Annotated in this window: 20 protein-coding genes; 11 read left to right on the top strand and 9 right to left on the bottom strand. The window is 71.8% G+C overall.

What is annotated here, in order from left to right:
• Positions 1-56: 56 nt before the first annotated feature.
• Genes M9914_12600 through M9914_12610 form a run of 3 tightly spaced genes read right to left on the bottom strand, consistent with a single transcriptional unit; the run spans position 57 to position 1,258 of the window.
• Positions 57-365, bottom strand: coding sequence for a DUF3467 domain-containing protein (locus M9914_12600; protein MCO5175016.1), 309 nt, complete (start codon positions 363-365; stop codon positions 57-59).
• 36 nt (positions 366-401) lie between these two features.
• Complete coding sequence (locus M9914_12605; protein ID MCO5175017.1) at positions 402-869, bottom strand: hypothetical protein; 468 nt, start codon at positions 867-869, stop codon at positions 402-404.
• A complete protein-coding gene (locus M9914_12610; GenBank protein MCO5175018.1) occupies positions 866-1,258 on the bottom strand; it encodes a hypothetical protein in 393 nt (130 codons plus the stop codon). The genes M9914_12605 and M9914_12610 overlap by 4 nt, the downstream gene beginning before the upstream one ends.
• A 79-nt stretch (positions 1,259-1,337) precedes the next feature.
• Here M9914_12610 and M9914_12615 point away from each other — a divergent pair, with 79 nt between their 5' ends.
• From M9914_12615 to M9914_12640, 6 genes are all read left to right on the top strand, one after another.
• On the top strand, positions 1,338-2,114 hold the full coding sequence (locus M9914_12615; GenBank protein ID MCO5175019.1) for a purine-nucleoside phosphorylase: 777 nt from the start codon (positions 1,338-1,340) through the stop codon (positions 2,112-2,114).
• Positions 2,111-2,950 (top strand): 3-hydroxyacyl-CoA dehydrogenase NAD-binding domain-containing protein, encoded by an 840-nt coding sequence (locus M9914_12620; GenBank protein ID MCO5175020.1) that lies wholly within the window; start codon positions 2,111-2,113, stop codon positions 2,948-2,950. Before M9914_12615 ends, M9914_12620 begins: the two co-directional genes overlap by 4 nt.
• 65 nt (positions 2,951-3,015) lie before the next feature.
• Positions 3,016-3,843 carry an enoyl-CoA hydratase-related protein gene (locus tag M9914_12625; protein ID MCO5175021.1) on the top strand — a complete coding sequence of 276 codons (828 nt, stop codon included), beginning with the start codon at positions 3,016-3,018 and terminating at the stop codon, positions 3,841-3,843.
• Positions 3,844-3,941: 98 nt separating this feature from the next.
• The gene (locus M9914_12630; GenBank protein ID MCO5175022.1) at positions 3,942-4,994 is read left to right on the top strand and encodes an alpha/beta hydrolase; all 1,053 of its coding nucleotides are present in this window, start codon (positions 3,942-3,944) and stop codon (positions 4,992-4,994) included.
• Complete coding sequence (locus M9914_12635; protein ID MCO5175023.1) at positions 4,969-6,024, top strand: M42 family metallopeptidase; 1,056 nt, start codon at positions 4,969-4,971, stop codon at positions 6,022-6,024. Before M9914_12630 ends, M9914_12635 begins: the two co-directional genes overlap by 26 nt.
• Positions 6,025-6,129: 105 nt before the next feature.
• Complete coding sequence (locus tag M9914_12640; protein ID MCO5175024.1) at positions 6,130-6,849, top strand: metallophosphoesterase family protein; 720 nt, start codon at positions 6,130-6,132, stop codon at positions 6,847-6,849.
• A gap of 5 nt (positions 6,850-6,854) precedes the next feature.
• Here the strand turns inward: M9914_12640 and M9914_12645 are convergent, their stop codons facing one another.
• A complete protein-coding gene (locus M9914_12645; protein ID MCO5175025.1) occupies positions 6,855-8,027 on the bottom strand; it encodes a thiolase family protein in 1,173 nt (390 codons plus the stop codon).
• A gap of 101 nt (positions 8,028-8,128) precedes the next feature.
• Positions 8,129-9,046, bottom strand: a complete 918-nt coding sequence (locus M9914_12650) for a hypothetical protein (protein ID MCO5175026.1) — start codon at positions 9,044-9,046, stop codon at positions 8,129-8,131.
• Between the two features lie 198 nt (positions 9,047-9,244).
• Here M9914_12650 and hflX point away from each other — a divergent pair, with 198 nt between their 5' ends.
• A complete protein-coding gene (gene hflX / locus M9914_12655) occupies positions 9,245-10,894 on the top strand; it encodes a GTPase HflX (protein MCO5175027.1) in 1,650 nt (549 codons plus the stop codon).
• A gap of 9 nt (positions 10,895-10,903) precedes the next feature.
• Positions 10,904-12,751, top strand: coding sequence for a menaquinone biosynthesis decarboxylase (locus M9914_12660; GenBank protein ID MCO5175028.1), 1,848 nt, complete (start codon positions 10,904-10,906; stop codon positions 12,749-12,751).
• 1 nt (position 12,752) lies between these two features.
• Here the strand turns inward: M9914_12660 and M9914_12665 are convergent, their stop codons facing one another.
• From M9914_12665 to zigA, 4 genes are all read right to left on the bottom strand, one after another.
• Complete coding sequence (locus M9914_12665) at positions 12,753-13,607, bottom strand: metal ABC transporter permease (protein MCO5175029.1); 855 nt, start codon at positions 13,605-13,607, stop codon at positions 12,753-12,755.
• Positions 13,608-13,683: 76 nt separating this feature from the next.
• Complete coding sequence (locus M9914_12670) at positions 13,684-14,388, bottom strand: metal ABC transporter ATP-binding protein (GenBank protein MCO5175030.1); 705 nt, start codon at positions 14,386-14,388, stop codon at positions 13,684-13,686.
• Positions 14,389-14,459: 71 nt separating this feature from the next.
• A complete protein-coding gene (locus M9914_12675; GenBank protein MCO5175031.1) occupies positions 14,460-14,708 on the bottom strand; it encodes a 50S ribosomal protein L28 in 249 nt (82 codons plus the stop codon).
• 159 nt (positions 14,709-14,867) lie between these two features.
• Positions 14,868-16,118: a zinc metallochaperone GTPase ZigA gene (gene zigA, locus M9914_12680; protein ID MCO5175032.1), complete on the bottom strand. Its 1,251-nt coding sequence runs from the start codon at positions 16,116-16,118 to the stop codon at positions 14,868-14,870.
• Positions 16,119-16,328: 210 nt separating this feature from the next.
• Here zigA and pyrE point away from each other — a divergent pair, with 210 nt between their 5' ends.
• The 3 genes from pyrE to M9914_12695 all read left to right on the top strand — a co-directional run bounded on the left by pyrE (position 16,329) and on the right by M9914_12695 (position 18,422).
• Positions 16,329-16,850 (top strand): orotate phosphoribosyltransferase, encoded by a 522-nt coding sequence (pyrE, locus tag M9914_12685; GenBank protein MCO5175033.1) that lies wholly within the window; start codon positions 16,329-16,331, stop codon positions 16,848-16,850.
• 142 nt (positions 16,851-16,992) lie between these two features.
• Entirely contained in the window at positions 16,993-17,355 is a 363-nt protein-coding gene (locus tag M9914_12690) for an HIT domain-containing protein (GenBank protein ID MCO5175034.1), read from the top strand.
• 110 nt (positions 17,356-17,465) lie between these two features.
• Positions 17,466-18,422, top strand: a complete 957-nt coding sequence (locus M9914_12695) for an aldo/keto reductase family protein (protein MCO5175035.1) — start codon at positions 17,466-17,468, stop codon at positions 18,420-18,422.
• Positions 18,423-18,442: the final 20 nt, after the last annotated feature.

The following is an 18,442-nucleotide window of genomic DNA, read 5'->3' on the forward strand; positions in this document are numbered from 1 at the left end:
TGACACCACCGGCCCGCCCGCCCGCCCGTAGCCGACGTGACAGGCGGCCGTGCGGCTCAGTTGGGGTCTTCGCCCCCGTCGTTGCCCGGCGCGACGGCGCGGGCCACGCCCTCCTTGGGCACGACCGGCTCCGGGATGGCGCCGAAGCGCGCCTCGTAGCGCCTGATGTTGTCCTCGAGGCTCCTAAGCAGCGCCTTGGCGTGGCGCGGGCTCGACACGAGCCTGGCCGTGACGACCGGCTGTTGGCCCGGCACGACCAGGACGAAGTCGAGGAGGAACTCGTCCGGCGTGTGCGCGATCACGGCGCCGTTGGTCGGCCTACCGCGGGCCGTCTCCTTGTCTATCTCGAACTTGATGGGGTTCACGCGACCAGGGTACTCAAGCCGGGCCGCATACCCGAGTCAGCCGCCCGACCGCTTGGCCGACCTGGCCAGGACGCCCTTGAGGGCGAAGCGCGCCCTGCCGATGTCGGCTTCCGAGGCGAGGGCGAGGACGAGCACGTGGTCGCTCGCCGTCAGCGGGACCAACAGGATGGGGCCGTCGTCCAGGTTCACCATGACCTGCCGAGGCGCCGTGACCGCCGAGCTACCGGCCCCTCCGGCCGCCCCGTCCTCGAGGAGCCCGGTCAGGGCGGCGGCGGCGGCCAGCGCGCTGGTCACCACGTCCGTCGTGCGCGCCAGGGCCGCCTCGTCGACGGCCCGCGCCGCCAACACCACTCCTCCCCCGTCGGCGACGGCGGCCACGGTAGCGCCGCGCACCGCCATGAGCTCCTCCAGCAGCGCCTCGAAGCCCGGCGCCGCGCCGGTGGCCGGATCCGGACGGCCGGCTTCATCGACGCGCTCGGCGTCAGCGAGCGAGCCGCCGCTCACGCGAACTCCGCGGCGAGCTGCTCGCATACCCCGGCGACGGAGCGCCTCACCACGCCGAGGTCGGCCGTCGCGCCGACCACGACGAACACGAAGAGGTTGGCGTCCACCCGCCTCGCCAGGTAGCCGCCCGACTCGCCGAGCGCAACGAGCTCGTCGACGCGCGAGCCCAACTGCTTGCTCAGCTCGCCGCCGACGAGCGTGAAGGCCGTGGTCAGGTCCGCCGCCAGGTACTCCAGCTCATCGCCGCCCGGCGCGGAGCCCAGGGCCGTGCCGACGGCCACGGACGGATGGCGCTCGACGAGGAGCCCGTCCATGCCGACGACGGCGGTCACGCGACAGCCGGGTAGCTGCGCCCAGAGACCCGCCAGGACGTCCTCGAGGTTCGTCATACCGGCGGCACTCTAGCACCCGTCCCCGCGGGCGCTCCGTATGGCTGTTCATATGTGGGCGGCTGGTATCGTGAGGTCGATGACGCAACTCCATGTGCGAGCGGTCGAAGGCAGCGTGGCTCCCATCGTGCTCCTTCCCGGCGACCCGGACCGCGCCACCTTGGTGGCCGAGCGCTTCCTGGATGGCCCGAAGCGCTACAACACTTACCGTCACCTCTACGGCTACACGGGTACCTATCAGGGTGTCCCCGTGAGCGTGCAAGCGACGGGCATGGGCTGTCCAAGCCTCGCCATCGTCGTCGAGGAGCTCGTGCGCCTTGGCGCGAAGACGCTCGTGCGGATCGGCACGAGCGGCGTGGTGGGGCCGGGCATCGCGCCGGGCGACCTGATCGTGGCCTCGGCCAGCGTCCCGAACGACGGCACCACGCGCCAGTACCTCGGCGGCGCGGCCTACTCCACCGTGGCGGACTTCGGGCTCACCCAGGCTCTGGCGCGGAGCGCAGGCAAGCTGAAGCGCAAGGCGCACGTCGGGCTCATACAGACCGACGACGCGTTCTACGCCGTGACGCCGGAAGCCGTGCCCGGCCTGGCGGCCAGGGGGGTGCTGGCGCTCGAGATGGAGGCGTCCGCGCTCTTCCTCATCGGCAAGCTGCGCGACGTGCGTGCCGGCTGCATGCTCGTGGCCAGCAACCGCATCGGGGACGCCACCTTCGTCGAGCCGGCCGTCCTGGACGCCGCCATCCTCGACATGATCGGCGCGACGCTCGAGGCGTGCGTGGAACACCGCGCCCAGGAGCGGGAGCCCGGGGCGACGGACGGCGGCGCCCACCTGAGCGACGAGAGGAGTAAGGCATGAAGGTAGCGGTCGTCGGGGCCGGCACGATGGGCTCGGGCATAGCGCAGACCTGCGCGCTGGCGGGCCACGAGCTCGTGCTGGTCGACACGAACCCCGGAGCCTTGGAGCGGGCCAAGGAGACCATGCGCGGCAGCCTCGCGCGCATGGTCAAGAAGGAGACCATCGGGGCGCGCGAAGCCGAGGACGCGCTCGGCAGGGTGGCCTTCAAGCACGGGATCACGGGTCTGCAAGACGCCGGGGTCGTGATCGAGGCCGTGTTCGAGTCCCTCCCCGTCAAACGCGAGGTCTGGACGGAGCTCGCGGGCAGCACCTCGGAAGGCGCGCTCCTCGCCACCAACACGTCGAGCCTCTCCGTCACCGCGATAGCGGCGTTCAGCGGCAGGCCCGAACGCTTCTGCGGCATGCACTTCTTCAACCCCGTGCCCATGATGGCGCTCGTCGAGGTCGTCAGGGGGCTGCGCTCGAGCGAGGAGACCGTGGAGCAGGCGCGCGCCTTCACCGAGGGGATCGGCAAGACGCCCATCGTCTGCGAGGACAAGCCCGGGTTCATCGTCAACCGCCTCCTCGTGCCGTACATCAACGACGCCGCCCACGCCCTGGCGGAGGGCGTCGCCAGCGCGGAGGACATCGACAAGGCCATGCGGCTCGGCGCGAACATGCCGATCGGCCCGCTAGCGCTGGCCGACCTGGTGGGGCTGGACGTCTGCCTCGCGGCCGCAGAGTCGCTCCTGAGCGAGTTCGGCGACCCGAAGTTCCGCGTCTCGCCCCTCGTGCGCCAGATGGTGCGCGCCGGCAAGCTCGGTCGCAAGAGCGGCGAGGGCTTCTACAGCTACTGACGAGCGTGAGGCGCCCGGATGGGCGCCCGGCCGGGGCTACGAGCGCCGCGGCGGGAAGGATACGGATGACCGACAACGAGCTGGTCGGGGGCTTCGAGGACGACGCCCCCGAGGACGTGAGCTTCGAGCACCTGCGCTACGAGGTCGACGGCGAGGTCGCCATCGTCACGATCGACCGCCAGGAGGCGCTCAACGCCCTCGACCAGGACGTGCTGTTCGAGCTGGGGCTCGTCTTCGAGCTGGCGGCGGCCGACTCGGCCGTGCGCGCACTCGTGCTCACCGGCGCAGGCAGGGCGTTCGTGGCCGGGGCCGACATCGCCGCCCTGCGCGAGCTCGGCGACGCCTTCGCGGGCAGGGAGACGTCGCTCGGCGGCCAGGAGGTCGCGAACACGCTCGCTTCGCTCCCCTTCCCCACCGTGGCGGCCATCAACGGCTTCGCGCTCGGCGGGGGCCTGGAGCTGGCCCTCGCGGCCGACCTGCGCGTGGCAGCCACGAGCGCCCGCCTCGGCCTGCCCGAGGTCGGCCTCGGGCTCATCCCGGGCTTCGGCGGCACGCAGCGCCTGCCGCGGCTGATCGGCGTCGGGCGCGCGCTCGACCTCATCCTCACCGGCCGCCACGTGCAGGCGGAGGAGGCGCTACAGCTCGGCCTCGTGAACCGGGTCGCCGACGACGCGCTCGCCACCGCCGTGGCGCTGGCCAGGCAGGCGGCGCGGAACGCCCCCATCGCCCTCGGGCTCGCCAAGGAAGCCGTGTTCAGGGGCCTCGACGTGACGTTGCAACAGGGCCTAGAGGTGGAAGCCGACCTCTTCGGCATGGTCGCGACGACGACGGACATGCGCGAGGGCACGAGCGCCTTCCTGGAGAAACGCGCGCCCGAGTGGACGGACAGCTGAGCACGGGTCGGCCGCGGCGCGGCTGACACCGGCTCACGACCGCCGGCCGGGCCCGGGGCGAAGCGTTGGGCGACGGCACGCCGCACGTAACATGGGGCATGCCGTTTCGCATCAAGGTCTCACTCGTCATCGTGGCGCTGCTCGTCGCGCTGGTGGTCATCGTGCCCCTCGTCGTGCCTGTCGGCGCCCCCACCGGCACGCGGCCGCTGGCGGAGGTCGTGGCGCAGGCCGCTCGGCCGGACGCCGGCCTCGTGCCGGCCGGGGCGGTCGAGCTCTACGCCGTGCAACGCCCCTACTCCGGGCCAGGGACCGCTCCCATCTCGTTCGTGCTCCTGCACGCTTACGGCTCAAACGCGTTCTCGTTCGACCTCGTCCTCGACGACCTGGCGCGGTACGGCGACGTCGTGGCCTTCGACCGCCCCGGCTTCGGCCTGAGCGAGCGGCCGACCCCGTCCGCCTCGGGCGCGGGCGCCGACCCGTACTCTGAGGCGGCGCAAGTCGAGCAGACGGTGGCGCTGATCGAGCGCCTCGGCCTCTCGGACGTCGTGCTCGTCGGCGACAACGCCGGCGGGGTGCTCGCGCTCGAGGTGGCCATCGCCAGGCCGGACCTGGTCGCGGGCCTCGTGTTGGTCGGCACGCCGGCGTACCTGCTGCAACAGGGCGGGGGCGCCCCCAAGTGGGTCCTGCGCACGCCGCAGCTCGCCCGCCTCGGACCCGTCTTCATGCGCCAGCTCGCCGGCCAGCCGGGCGAGCAGCTGTACGCGGGCGCCTGGTTCGACGCGAGCAGGATCACGCCCGGCCAGCGCGCGGCGCGGTCCGTCGGTACCACCGTCGAAGGGTGGGACGCGGCCCTATGGCAGGTGACCCTCGCCGGCGCCCCGCGGAGCCTCGAAGGGCGCCTGGGCGGCGTGGTGGCGCCGGCACTCGTGCTGGTCGGCGCGGCGGCCGGCAGCGTGCCGGCGAGCGAGTCGGAACGCCTCGCGGCCGAGCTCCCAAGCGCTACCCTGGAACACCTCGACGCCTGCGGCGACCTCCCGCAGGAGGAGTGCCCGGGGCAGTTCGTCGACCTCGTCACGACGTGGTTGGCGGACCAGGGGCCGGCAGGCGCACGGTACACTCGCCCTCATGGATCTGCTGAAGAGACTGAGTGAAGCGCCCGGGGTGCCGGGGCGCGAGGAGCAGGTGCGCGCCGTCGTGCGCGCCGAGCTGAGCGGCCTGGTCGACGAGCTGAGCGTCGACGCCTTCGGGAACCTGACCGCCGTCAAGCGCAGCGCCAAGCCCGGCGCGCCCAAGGTGATGGTGGCCGCTCACATGGACGAGATCGGCTTCCTCGTCAGGCACATCGACGACAAGGGTTTCCTGCGCGTGCAGCAGCTGGGCGGCTTCGACCCGCGCAACCTCTTCGCGCGCCAGGTGCTCGTGCACGCCTCCGTCTCCGGCGAGACGCTCGTCGGCGTCATGAACCCGGCTGGCAAGCCCATTCACATCAGCACGCCGGAAGAGCGCACGAAGGTGCCGACGCTCGATCAGTTCTACGTCGACCTCGGCTTGAGCGGCGAGCAGGTCAAGGCGAAGGTGCGCCTCGGCGACATGATCACGCTCAGGCAGCAGTTCGAAGACCTGGGCGCCGTCGTCACGGGCAAGGCGCTCGACGACCGCACGGGCTGCTGGATCCTCATCGAGACCATCAAGCGCCTCGACGCGGCGAGCATGGCGACGGACCTCTACGCCGTCTTCACCACCCAGGAAGAGGTCGGCCTCCGCGGCGCCAAGACGGGCGCGTACGCGGTCGCGCCCGACGTCGGCATCGCGCTCGACACGACGCTGGCGGTCGACACGCCCGAGATCCCCGAGCACCTGCGCGTCACGCAGCTCGGCAAGGGTACGGCGTTGAAGGTGATGGACTCCAGCATCATCAGCACCCGCTGGCTACTCGATCACTTCATAGCGCTGGCCGAGAAGAACGGCATCGCCTACCAGCTCGAGGTCCTGCCGCTCGGCGGCAACGACGCCGCCGCCCTGCAAACGGCCCGCGAGGGCGCGCCGTCGTTCACCATCTCCACGCCGTCGCGTTACGTCCATACCGTCACCGAGATGGTCTCGAAGGCGGACCTCGAGTGCGCCGTCCAGCTCCTGACGGCGTTCCTGCGCGAAGGCGTCCAGCTCGGTGGCCGCGACTGACCGACCCGGGGCGCTGACGACCACCGGTCGGGCGGCCGGTGGCGGGGTGGTCTGGCGCGCCGCGCCCGCCGGGGCTCCCCCGTGATCATCGGGGTGATAAGCGACGTGCACGCGAACGTCATCGCCCTGGAGGCCGCCCTGACGGCCATGAAGCGTCGCGGGGTCGACACGGTCGTATGCCTCGGCGACCTGGTCGGCTACGGACCGGCGCCGAACGAGACGCTCGACCTCATCCGCTCCGAGCACGTCATGTGCACCATGGGCGCGGCCGACGAGCGGCTCGCGTACGGCTTCGCGGCCTCGGGCAAGCGCAGGCGTGGCGTGGCCGACGACATCCTCGCCTGGACGCTCGGCGTCCTGGAGCCGGGGCACCTGACGTTCCTCAGGAGCCTGCCCATCCAGAAGCGCCTCTCTACGCCCGTCGGGTGGCTACGCTTCTTCCACGGCACGGCCGACGACACGGGCGAGCCGCTGAACCTCAACCAGGACCCCCACTCGTTGACGCGGCTCCTGGAGAGGAACCGCTGCACGGTCCTGGCGGCCGGCGGCACGCACGTGCCGTTCTTCCGCCGCGTAGGGCCGACGGGTCTGGTGGTCAACCCCGGCTCCGTCGGCCTGTCGCTCAACGGCGAGCCCGGCGCCGACTACGCCGTGCTGACCATCCAGGAGGGCTCCGTCGAGATCGAGATGGACAAGGTCGAGTACGACTACGCGGCCGTGGCGTTCGAGATCGTCGCCTGGGGCATCTCGCCCATGGTCGCGGAGGCGGTCCAGATGGGCCGCCTGCCGGAGAACCTCGCGGGGCAGGACGAAGGCAGGACCTAGGCTCCTCAGGCCAGCTCGAGCCCGAGGGCCAACCCCTCGCCGCCGCCGATGCAGATGCTCGCCACGCCGCGGCGCTTGCCGCTCAGCCGCAACGCGTTCATGAGGGTCACGAGGATGCGGGCCCCGGACGCCCCGATCGGGTGACCGAGGGCCACGGCGCCGCCCAGTACGTTCACCCTGGCGGCGCTCAGGCCGAACTCCGCCATGACGGCCATCGGCACCACGCTGAACGCCTCGTTCACCTCGAAGAGGTCGACGCTCTCGGGCGTCCAGCCCAGCTTGGCGAACAGCTTGCGCGTCGCCTCGACGGGCGCGACGGTGAACCACTCCGGTGCCACGGCGGCGCCTGCCCAGCCGTGGATGCGGGCGAGCACGGGCATGCCACGGCTCGTGGCGACGCCCTCGCTCGTGACGACCAACGCCGCCGCCCCGTCGTTCAAGGTGCTTGCGTTGGCGGCCGTGATCGTGCCGGTCGGCTCGAACGCGGGCCGCAGCTTGAGCATCTTCTCGAAGTCGACCTGGCTCGGCCCCTCGTCGTGCTCGACCCTGACGGTTCCCCGGCGCCCGGCCACCTCGACGGGCACGATCTCGGCCGCGAACGTGCCGCCCTCGACGGCCGCCTGCGCGCGGCGGTAGGAGCGCTCGGCGTACTCGTCCTGCGCGGCGCGCGAGAAGGAGTACTTGGCGGCGCAGAGCTCGGCGCACGAGCCCATGTGCTTGTCACCGTAGGCGTCCCAGAGGCCGTCGTGGATGAGCGAGTCGACGAGCTTGGCGTCGCCGAGGCGCAGGCCTGCGCGCGCGCCGAGCGTCAGGTACGGGGCGTTCGTCATGGACTCCATGCCGCCCGCCACCACCACCTCCGCGTCGCCGGTCAGGACCGCCCTGCCGGCCTGGATCACGGACTCCAGGCCGGACCCGCACATCTTGTTCAGCGTCACGGCCGGCGTGGCCTGCGAGAGCCCTGCGTGGATGGCGGCCTGGCGGGCCGGCGCCTGGCCCTGGCCGGCCTGCAGGACGTTGCCGAGGAGCACGGCGTCGACGCCGTCAGGCGCCACGCCGGCGCGGCGCACGGCCTCGGCCACCGCCGCCGCGCCGAGGCGGGCCGCCGGCACGGTAGCGAACGCGCCCTGGAACGCGCCCATGGGTGTGCGCACGGCGCTGGAGATGACCAGGTTCATGGGAGTACCTCCGGTCGACCGGCTGCCGCTGACGGTGACGCGCGAGCGCCCCCGGCGCGTGCCGGTGTCGAGTTACCGCCAGCGTACTAGGCGGACGGCCGTCAGCGTCTGAACGTGACGACGGCCTGCGTGCCACGCCACTCGACCTGCAGGGGCGCGTAGAGGTCGAAGCCGGCCGGCAGGAGGACCACGCCGGCCACCGGCTCCTCGGGCCCGACGCTGTCCGCGGCGCCGCTCACCACCAGCAGGCGGTACGGGTAGCGGACCTCGAGCTCCCTGTCGCCTTGGGAGAACCGCAGCGCCGGCTCCCACGCGCCTTCTGCGAGCGCCACGACCTGGAGGAGGAGCAGGCTGTCGCCCGCCCCGGCGGTCTGCGCGGCCTCGTCGAGGACCGCGTCGACGGCGCGGGTCAGGTCGGGCCTGGCGATGGGCAGTAGCGCCAGGTCGAGGAGCGAGAGGCTGACGTCGCCGTCGAAGAAGCGCAGGACCGGCACCTCGCCGGGCAGCACGTCGGCCTCCCACGGCGCGCCGTCGCCGTCCTCAGCGGCGACCCGGGTGGGCGGGCTCGTGCCCGGGAACGGCTCGAGCGCGAGCCGGAACTCCTCGCCGCCGACGGTGACGGCGTCGGTCGTGGCCGACGCGGCGGCGTCGGGCGCGGGCGCGACCCCGAGGAGGTCGAGCGCAGACAGGGGCGCCCACCAGTCGGAGTCGACCTCGATGACCGGCGCGCTCAAGCTCACATCGACGGGGCCGGGATCGCCGGGGCGTTGCTGCAGCGCGTCGGAGGAGCCGGCGAAGAACGTGACCACCCCTTGGGCACCCCTGAACGTGAGCGCCGTGCCGTCCGACGTCGCGACGGCGCCGCTGGCCCGCGCCAAGGTCGTCAGCTCGACGTACAGGGTGCCGGCGTTGCGCGCGGCGCGCAACGTCCGCCCGGCCGGGCTTTGCGCTGCGCTCGCCGCGAGTGCGAGGAGGATGACGAGCGCTAGCGCCGTGCGACACGCGTACGGGTACTGCATCGCGAACGAGCGTAGCACGCGCGTCCAGAGCGCTAGAATGGCCGCATCGAGGGCGGCTGGGCCGCCCCGCGAGGGCCGGCCCGCGTTCGCGGGGCGCCTCGCGAGAGGAGTTCGAAGACCATAGAGAAGATCCACGGGCGCACGTCCGGCCTGAAGAGCAACCAAGTCAAACGTCTGAGCAACCTGTACCGGCGGCGTGTGCCGCCCGAGGCGGCCGTCACCGGGGAGCTGGCGCGCGCCATGGCAGAGCTCACGGTCGAGTTGAAGAGGGGGGTGTGCCTGCTCATAGACCGGCGCGGACGGGTGCTCACCGTCGCCGTCGGCGACGCCGCCGACACGCCGCTGCCGCCGGTGAGGGGCGAGGCCGAGACCCGGCTGTACGGCCTGCGCCTCGTGCACACGCACCTGAAGCCCGGGGGGCTCTCCGGCCCCGACCTCACGACGCTCTTCATCAACCGGCTTGACGCCGTGGTGGCCATCGACGTGGGCGAGGCGCGCGACCCGCGCGCCGGCTTCGCGGTCGGGCCGGCGCACCTGGCGTTCGTCGCGCCCGCGACGAGCGACCAGGAGGACTGGCTAATCGAGGCGCCGCTCAGCATGCGGGCCCTGGAAGAGATCGACTTCCTGGAGCGCGTGCGGGCCCTCGAGGAGGAGCTGGCCCGCTCCGACGCGGCGCGCGAGGTGACCAGGAGCAGCGCCGAGCGGGCCGTGCTCATCGGCCTCGCCACCCACAAGGAAGGGGCAGGCGAGACCGAGTCGCGCATGAGTGAGCTCGCCGAGCTGGTGAGGAGCGCCGGCGGCGAGATCGCCGCCACGAGCGTCCAGCACCGCGACCGTTCGGACGCGCGCACGCTGGTCGGCGAGGGCAAGCTGCAGGAGGCCGTCTCGCTCGCGTTCCACGAGGACGCCGACCTGCTCGTCTTCGACCGTGAGCTCTCCCCCGCCCAGGCGCGGGAGATCGAGGCCTTCACGAAGCTCAAGGTGCTCGACCGCACGCAGGTGATCCTAGACATCTTCGCCCAGAACGCCAGGGGGCGCGACGCGCAGGTGCAGGTCGAGCTCGCGCAGCTCAACTACCAGTTGCCGCGCCTCGCGGGTCGCGGTCAGGCCATGAGCCGGTTGGGTGGCGGCATCGGCACGCGCGGGCCCGGCGAGACCAAGCTCGAGGTGGACCGCCGCAAGATCCGCGACCGCATCACGAGCCTCGAGGAGACGGTCGACGCGCTCAGTAAACGCCGCAGCGAGACGCGCAAGCAGCGCAGGCGCGGCAACGTCATGACCGTCGCGCTCGTGGGCTACACGAACGCCGGCAAGTCGACGCTCTTCAACGTCCTCGCGAAATCGGACGTGCTGGCGCGCGACGCGCTCTTCGCCACGCTGAGGCCCACGAGCCGCGAGGGGTGGCTGCCGGAGCTTGGCGGGGTCGGCGGCAAGGTCGTGTTCACCGACACGGTCGGGTTCATCCGCGACCTCCCTGACGAGCTCGTCAACGCCTTCAGGGCCACGCTCGAGGAGCTGCACGACGCCGACCTCCTGCTTCACGTCGTGGACGGCGCGACCCCCGGGGCGCCCGACCGGGTCGACGCCGTGCGGCGGGTGCTGGCGGACCTCGAGCTCGACGTGCCCAGCCTCGTCGTTCTCAACAAGCTCGACGCCGCCGAGCGCGAGGTCATCGCGGAGCTCGGCCGCAGGTACGACGCCGTGGCCGTGTCGGCCGCTACTGGTGAGGGGCTCGCCGGCCTGCGCAGGGCGTTGGCCGAACGCCTTGGCGCTCCCGCCGAGCCGCCGCGGGGCGTCGCCGAGCCCCCGGGTCTCACGCCACTCGGCGGTACTCCGCACGGCAGCTAGCGTGGCAGCATGAGCCTCACCGACCTACGCGCCTACGTCGCCCTGCTGGAGGAGCGCGGCCAGCTGGTCCGCGTCAGGCGGCCAGTGTCGACGTACCTCGAGATGGCCGAGATCGCCGACCGCCTGGTGAAGGGCGGCGGCCCGGCTGTCCTGTTCGAGCGGCCCGTCGACCGCGACGGCAGGAGCATGAGCGTTCCCGTCGTGATGAACCTGTTCGGCACCAGGGAGCGCATGGCCATGGCGCTCGGCGTGGCGACGCTCGACGACGTCGGCGAGCGCATCCGGGCGCTCATGGACGTCAAGCTCGGTGGCGGCCTCCTTGGCCTCATGTCGAACCTCCCCAAGCTCCGCGAGGTGGCCACGCTGCCGCCGAAGCGGGTGCGCACCGCCCCCGCGCAGCAGGTCGTGGCGCGCGGCGCGGAGGTCGACCTGACCAAGCTGCCCGTGCTGACGACGTGGCCGAAGGACGGCGGGCCGTTCGTGACGCTGCCGCTCGTGATCACCCGCGACCCCGAGAAGGGCGACGTCAACGTCGGCATGTACCGCATGCAGGTCCTGGACCAGCGGAGCACGGCCATGCACTGGCAGCGGCACAAGACGGGCGCCCGCCACCTGGAGTCGGCCCGGCGCCGCGGCGAACCGCTCGCGGTGGCCGTGGCCATCGGCGGCGATCCGGCCCTCATCTACGCGGCCACGGCGCCGCTGCCGCCCGTGCCGGGCGTTAACGAGTACTCGCTGACGGGCTTCCTGCGTGGCAAGGCGTTGGAGGTCGTGAAGGGTGTCAGCGTCGACCTGGACGTGCCTGCGCACGCCGAGATCGTCCTCGAGGGGTACGTCGACCCCTTCGAGGAGCCCGTCGTGGAGGGGCCGTTCGGCGACCACACGGGCTTCTACACGCTGCCCGACCTCTACCCGCGCTTCCACGTCACGGCGCTCACCACGCGCGTCGACCCCCTCTACCCCGCCACCGTCGTCGGACGCCCGCCCATGGAGGACGCCTACCTCATCGAGGCGAGCGAGCGCATCTTCCTGGAGCCGGCGCGCCTCATCCTCCCCGAGATCGCCGACTACCACATGCCGCCGGCCGGCATCGCCCACAACCTCGTGAACGTCCTGATCCGGAAGAGCTACCCGGGCCAGGCCTACAAGGTCGCGAACGGCCTCCTCGGTCTCGGGCAGATGATGTTCGCCAAGGTCATCCTCGTGGCCGACGCGCAGGACGCCGACCCGCGCGACCACCTCGGGTTCTGGCGCCACGTCATCGCCAGGGCGGTGCCGGGGCGCGACAGCCAGTTCGCCAAGGGGCCCATCGACGTCCTCGATCACTCGAGCAGGGCGTTCAGCTACGGCTCGAAGCTCATCCTGGACGGCACGAGCAAGGCGCCGGAGGAGCGTGGCGCCCAGGGCGGCGAGGGCGCGGCGTTCGAGCCGAACCCCGAGCGCGCCGCCGCCGAGCTGCCCGCTCACGCCGAGATCCTCGATCAGCACCAGGTGGCCGGCGGCTTCTGGTTCATCACGACGCGCAAGGAGCGCCCCGGCCAGGGCAGGCACCTGGGCGAGTGGGCCGCGCGGCAGGCCGCGGTGGGAGGCGTGCGTGTCATCGCCGTGCTCGACGAGCTGTGCGACCCCCGCGACTTCGAGGACTGCGTGTGGACGCTCCTCAACAACATCGACCCGGAGCGCGACGTGCAGGTGATCAAGAGCGCCGACGGCGCCCCGGTGTTCACCATGGACGGCACCCCCAAGCTGAGCGCGGAAGGGTTCGCGCGCGACTGGCCGGAGAAGCTCGTCATGCCTGAAGAGGTCAAGCGGCGGGTCGACGCGTTGTGGCCGGAGCTCGTCGAGGGGGGCGCTTAGGCTACCGCCTCGCGCCGAAGACCGCCGCGGGCACGAACATGGCGGCTTGCGTGAGGACGATGGTCGCCCCGCTCGGTACGTCGAGGTAGAACGACAGCCCCAGGCCGACGAGGGTGCTCGCCACCCCGATCAGGACGGAGAGCGCCGTCATCTGCGCCAGGGTGCGGGCCACGAGCCTCGCACCCGCGGCCGGGATGACGAGGTAGGCGGCCATCAGCACGATCCCGACCACGGTGGCGCTCACCGCGATCACCACGGCGGCGACGAGGAAGAGCGCGAGTTCCAGGGCCTCGGCGCGCACCCCGTCGCCGCGCGCGAGCTCGTCGTCGAAGGTCGCGTAGGCCAACCGCCCCCAGGTGGCGAGGAGCACGAGCACGGCCGCCACCGCCACGACGAGGATCACGAGGAGGTCGCCCTGCCGCACGCCGAGGATCGAGCCGAACAGCAGGTCCATGACGGAGAGGCCGAGGTTGACGTCGGGCGGGATGAGCGAGAAGAACATGACGCCGAGTGCGACGCTGACCGCGAAGGCCACGCCGATGGCGGTGTCGGAGCTGAGGCGCGTGCGCTTGCGCAAGGCGGCTATCGCCAGCGCCGCCAGGACGCTGAACGGCAGGGCTATCCACAACGGGTGCTTGAGGAGCGCAATGCTCGAACCGATCAGGCCGGTCGTGACGATCACGAACGCGCCGATGCCCATGCCGCCGAAGGCGGCGTGGGCGAGGCCGTCGCCGAGGAACGACAGGCGCCTTTGCACGACGAAGACCCCGAGAACGCCAGACATCACGGCGATGGCGAGCCCGGCGAGTACGGCGCGCTGGAAGAACGGCAGCGCGAGGGCCTCCACCAGGCTCATGCGCGCTCGCCGTCCAGCGCGGACAGCGTCCTCAAGCGGCCCCCGGCTCGCGAAGACCGCCGCGGTGCCGGCGCGCTCACACCCTCGGCCCGTGCCCGTGGTGCTTGTGGCCGAACGCGTCCTCCAGGCACTCGTCGCATAGGACGTCCTCGGGCAGGCCGAAGCCGCGCGCCGTGCGGTTCAGGACCAGCACTCGGTCGGCGTGGTAGCGGGCGGCCGTGAGGTCGTGGGTCACCATCACGACGCCGGCCCCGCTGTCGGCCTGGTACTCCTCGAGGAGGTCGTAGATGTCGCGCTCGGCCAGGTAGTCGACGCCCGTGGCGGGCTCGTCGAGGAGCACGAGCTCGGGGCGCCGCACGAAGGCGCGGGCCAGGTAGGCGCGCTGCAGCTCGCCGCCGGAGAGGCGCGCGAGCGGCCTAGTGGCGAGCTGCTCGGCTCCCACGCGGCGCAGGGCCGCGAGCGCCTGCTCGCGCTCGCCGGCGTGCACACGGCCGGGCCACTCCCGGCGCAACCCAGTCGCCACCAGCTCCAGAGCCGTGGCCGGGAAGGTGCGGTCGAACGTCTTCAGCTGGGGCACGTACCCGACGCGCCCCGGGTTGGCCCCCGGCTGCTCGCCGAACACGGCGACCGTGCCCTCGAGCGGCGCGACGAGGCCCAGGATGACCTTGACCAACGTCGACTTACCGGCCCCGTTCGGACCGACTACGGCCAACGAGGCGCCGGCCGGCAGGTCGAACGACACGCCCTTGAGGACCTCGAAGTCCCCGAAGCGCACGGTCACCCCGGACAGCCGAACGCAAACGGCACCGCCCTGGTGGAGCGGTGCCGCGCCGGTCATGCGTGCTGCGGTTCTCAGGCCGGCTTGTTCGGGTTGACGAACACGGTCGGGTCGAGCTGACGGATGGCCTTGGCGCTCAGCCAGACGCGCATGGGGCGGCCGTCCACCCAGACGGTGCGCTTCTGCAGGTTCGGCTTGAGGGTGCGCTTGTGCACGCCGACCTGCTTGAGGCCGACGCCGCCCTTGCGCTTGGCGGAGCCCTTGCGGATGCTGGTGGTGGTGCTCTGGGTGCGCTTCCCAGTTACGGCACAGACGCGCGGCATTGCTTCCTCCGTTGCTACGGGGTTGGAAGACCCCGGTAGAGCATGAGTGACGGTGCGGCGCGACCCAAGCGCCCCGCTTACGAGCAAGCGAGTCTAGCATAGGCCACCCGCCTCCGCACAGGTCCGGCCCGAGCGCGGCGCACGCGTGAGCGGCCGGGCTCATTCCCAGGCAGGCAGCGGGTCGGGGAAGGTGGACCACGCCGCCACGCCGGCCGCGGCCTCGTCTTCCGTGACTAGCGCCGCGTCGAGGTCGGCGCGGATGGCCCGCTCGTCCATGCCGATGCCGATGAACACGAGCTCGTGCTTGCGGTCGCCCCATTCGGGGTGCCAGTTGGCCTTGATGGCGGCCTTGTCGCTCTCCTCCACTCCCCAGCTCGCCTCGGGCGCGGTGGCCCACCACGTCCCGAGGGGGTCGAGGGTGATGGTGCGCCCGGCCAACGACAGGAGGCCGACGTAAGCGGGCCTGGTGGCCACCCACAGGAGGCCCTTGGCGCGCACGACGTCGGCGAAGGCCTCGCTGTCCAGCAACTCGTCCAGGCGCTGCGGGTGGAACGGCCTGCGCTCGCGGTAGACGAACGAACGGACCCCGTACTCCTCGGTCTCCGGCACGTGGACCCCTTCCAGCTCCTTGATCCAGGCCGCCGACGTGGCGGCGGTCTCGAGATCGAAGAGGCCGGTGTCGAGGACCTTGTCCAGGGGGACCTTGCCGTGGTCGGCCCTCACGATCTCGGCGCCGGGGTTGAGCGCGCGCAGCCGCGCCTCCACCTGGCGCAGCTCGTCGGCGGGGACGAGGTCGCACTTGTTGAGGACGATGACGTCGCAGAACTCTACCTGGTCGGTCAACAGGTCGGTGACCGTGCGCTCGTCGTCCGCGCCGAGGCTCTCGCCTCGCTCGCCGATGCCGTCGAACCCGTAGAAGTCCGTCAGGAAGGCGTTGGCGTCGACGACGGTCACCATCGTGTCGAGCCGCGCCACCCGGCTGAGGCTGCTGCCAGTCTCGTCCTCGAACACGAACGTCTGCGCGACGGGCAGGGGCTCGCTGATGCCGGTCGACTCGATGAGCAGGTAGTCGAAGCGCCGCTCGCGCGCGAGGCGCGACACCTCGACGAGGAGGTCGTCGCGCAGCGTGCAGCAGATGCAGCCGTTGGTCATCTCGACGAGCGTCTCCTCCGTGCGCGAGAGGGCCGCCCCGTCGCGGGAGACGAGGTCGGCGTCGATGTTCACCTCGCTCATGTCGTTGACTATGACCGCGACCCGCCGCCCCTCGCGGTTGTTGAGCACGTGGTTTAGGAGCGTCGTCTTGCCCGCCCCGAGGAAGCCTGAGAGGACCGTCACGGGCAGGCGGCCGGCCGAGGCCGCCGGTCCACTCCCTTGCGTCCGGGGTCCGGAGGTGCGTTTGTCGTCGGTCATTCGGGCCTCTCACTCTCTTGTTTGCGAATGAGTCGCAAAAGCATCTAGAGTGTAGTCGCCGACGCGGAGCCAGTCAACAGCCCCACCTGCGAGCCGGCCGGTAGGCCGAACGTCACGAGGTCGCCAGGGTAGGGTGCAAGCCTGATGGCCTACGCGCGACCCGCGCATCGCGGCCGGCCGTGCGACGCGCCCAGCGGGTAACATCGCGGCATGCAGCGCCAAGCCCTCGCCCGCGCCATCACCGATCGCTCCCTCGTCCACGGCCAGTTCCGCTTGCGCTCCGGCGCGACGAGCACCGAGTACTTCGACAAGTACATGTTCGAGTCTGACCCGCGGCTGCTGCGCGCCATCGCCGAGGCGCTCGCACCGCTCGTGCCGGCCGGCGTCGACGCCCTTGCTGGGCTCGAGCTCGGCGGCGTGCCGCTGGCCGTCATGCTCTCGCAAGTGACGGGCATCCCGACCTTGTTCGTGCGCAAGAAGGCCAAGGAGTACGGCACCATGCGCTTCGCCGAGGGGGGCGAGGTGGCGGGCAGGCGCCTGCTCCTGATCGAGGACGTGGTCACCTCCGGCGGCCAGGTCGTGCTCTCGACCCGCGACCTGCGCGGCGCGGGAGCCACCGTCGAGACGGCGCTATGCGTGATCGACCGCGAGGCGGGCGGCGGCGGGGCGCTGGCGGCCGAGGGCGTGGCGCTCCATGCGCTCTTCACCATGAGCGAGCTGAAGGCGGCCTGAGCGCCCCTCGCGGGGCCGCTCGTCGGCGTCACGAGCCTCGCCGGTCGCCTTGCCGGCACCGTGGCAAGGGGCCCGCGACCGCAAACCGTTGCGCGCGTCCGGCCACCGCGCGGCTTCCCTGGCGGCCCGCGTACACTTGGTCATGACCCAGGACACGCTCTTCGCCAAGATCGTGCGCCGCGAGATCCCGGCCGACATCGTCTACCAGGACGACCTCGTCACCGCGTTCCGCGACATCCACCCGCAGGCCCCGGTGCACGTGCTCATCGTGCCCAACGCCGTCGTCCCGACGGCAGCCGACGCCGAGACCGAGCACGAGGCGGCGCTAGGCCGGATGTTCACGGCGGCGCGCAAGATAGCCGAACGGGAAGGCTTGGGCGAAGGCTACCGCCTGATCGTGAACTGCAAGGACCATGGGGGCCAAGAGGTCTACCACCTGCACATGCACTTGCTGGGCGGCAGGCCGCTCGGTCCGATGCTCGACCACTCCTTCGGGAAGCGCTGACACCGCCGGGGCGACCGACGGTCGTAAGGGCGCCGCCACGACCGCGCCCTTACGCCGGACCGGCAGCACCTACCGTGCTCACGGCGCCGCGGAGGGGTTAGCCTAGCGGCATGGCTAACGAGATGACCTACCGCAGGCTTGGCAGCAGCGGCCTCAAGCTGAGCACGGTGAGCTTGGGCGGCTGGACGACTTACGGACAGACGGTCGCCGAGCAGGACCGCGTGACCCGCCTGATCGAGCGCGCCGTCGAGCTCGGGGTCAACTACTTCGACACGGCCGACGTCTACGCGAACGGCAAGTGCGAGGAGGTCATGGGCCCCGCCCTGACCGCCGCCGCCCCGCGCCACCACCTCGTGGTGGCCAGCAAGGTGTTCGGGAAGATGTCCGACGACGTCAACGACCGCGGCCTGAGCCGCAAGCACATCCTGGAGTCGATCGACCGCAGCCTCGACCGCCTCGGCCTCGACTACCTCGACATCTACTTCGCGCACCGCTACGACCCGGAGACGACGCTCGAGGAGACCGTGGAGGCGTTCTCCGACGTCGTGCGCTCCGGCCGCACGCACTACTGGGGCACGAGCATGTGGTCGGCCGCCCAGATCGCGGAGGCTGTCACCTTCGCGAAGGCGAACGGCCTCGTCGCGCCCGTCGTCGAGCAGGCCGAGTACTCCATGCTGCGCCGCGAGCGCGCCGAGAACGAGGTCTTGCCGGTCACGAGCGCCAAGGGCGTGGGCGTGGTCGTCTTCAGCCCGTTGGCGCAGGGCATGCTCACCGGCAAGTACGACGGCGGCGTACCGGCCGGCTCGCGCTTCGCGGAGTTCGAGAGCTTCAAGGAGCGGTTCTTCAACGACGAGAACGCCGCCCGCGTGCGCGCCCTCAAGGACGTGGCCGACGACCTGGGCGTGACGCGTGGTCAGCTGGCCCTCGCCTGGATCCTGCGCAACTCGAACGTGGCCTCCGTCATCACGGGCGCCACCCGCGTCGAGCAGCTCGAGGAGAACGTCGGTGCCGCCAAGCTGAGCCTGACCGACGACGTGCTGGCGCGCATCGACCGGGCGCTCATCTAGCGGGACCGACCGGCGAGCTC

This window comes from Trueperaceae bacterium (assembly GCA_023954415.1).
GTDB lineage: Bacteria > Deinococcota > Deinococci > Deinococcales > Trueperaceae > JAAYYF01.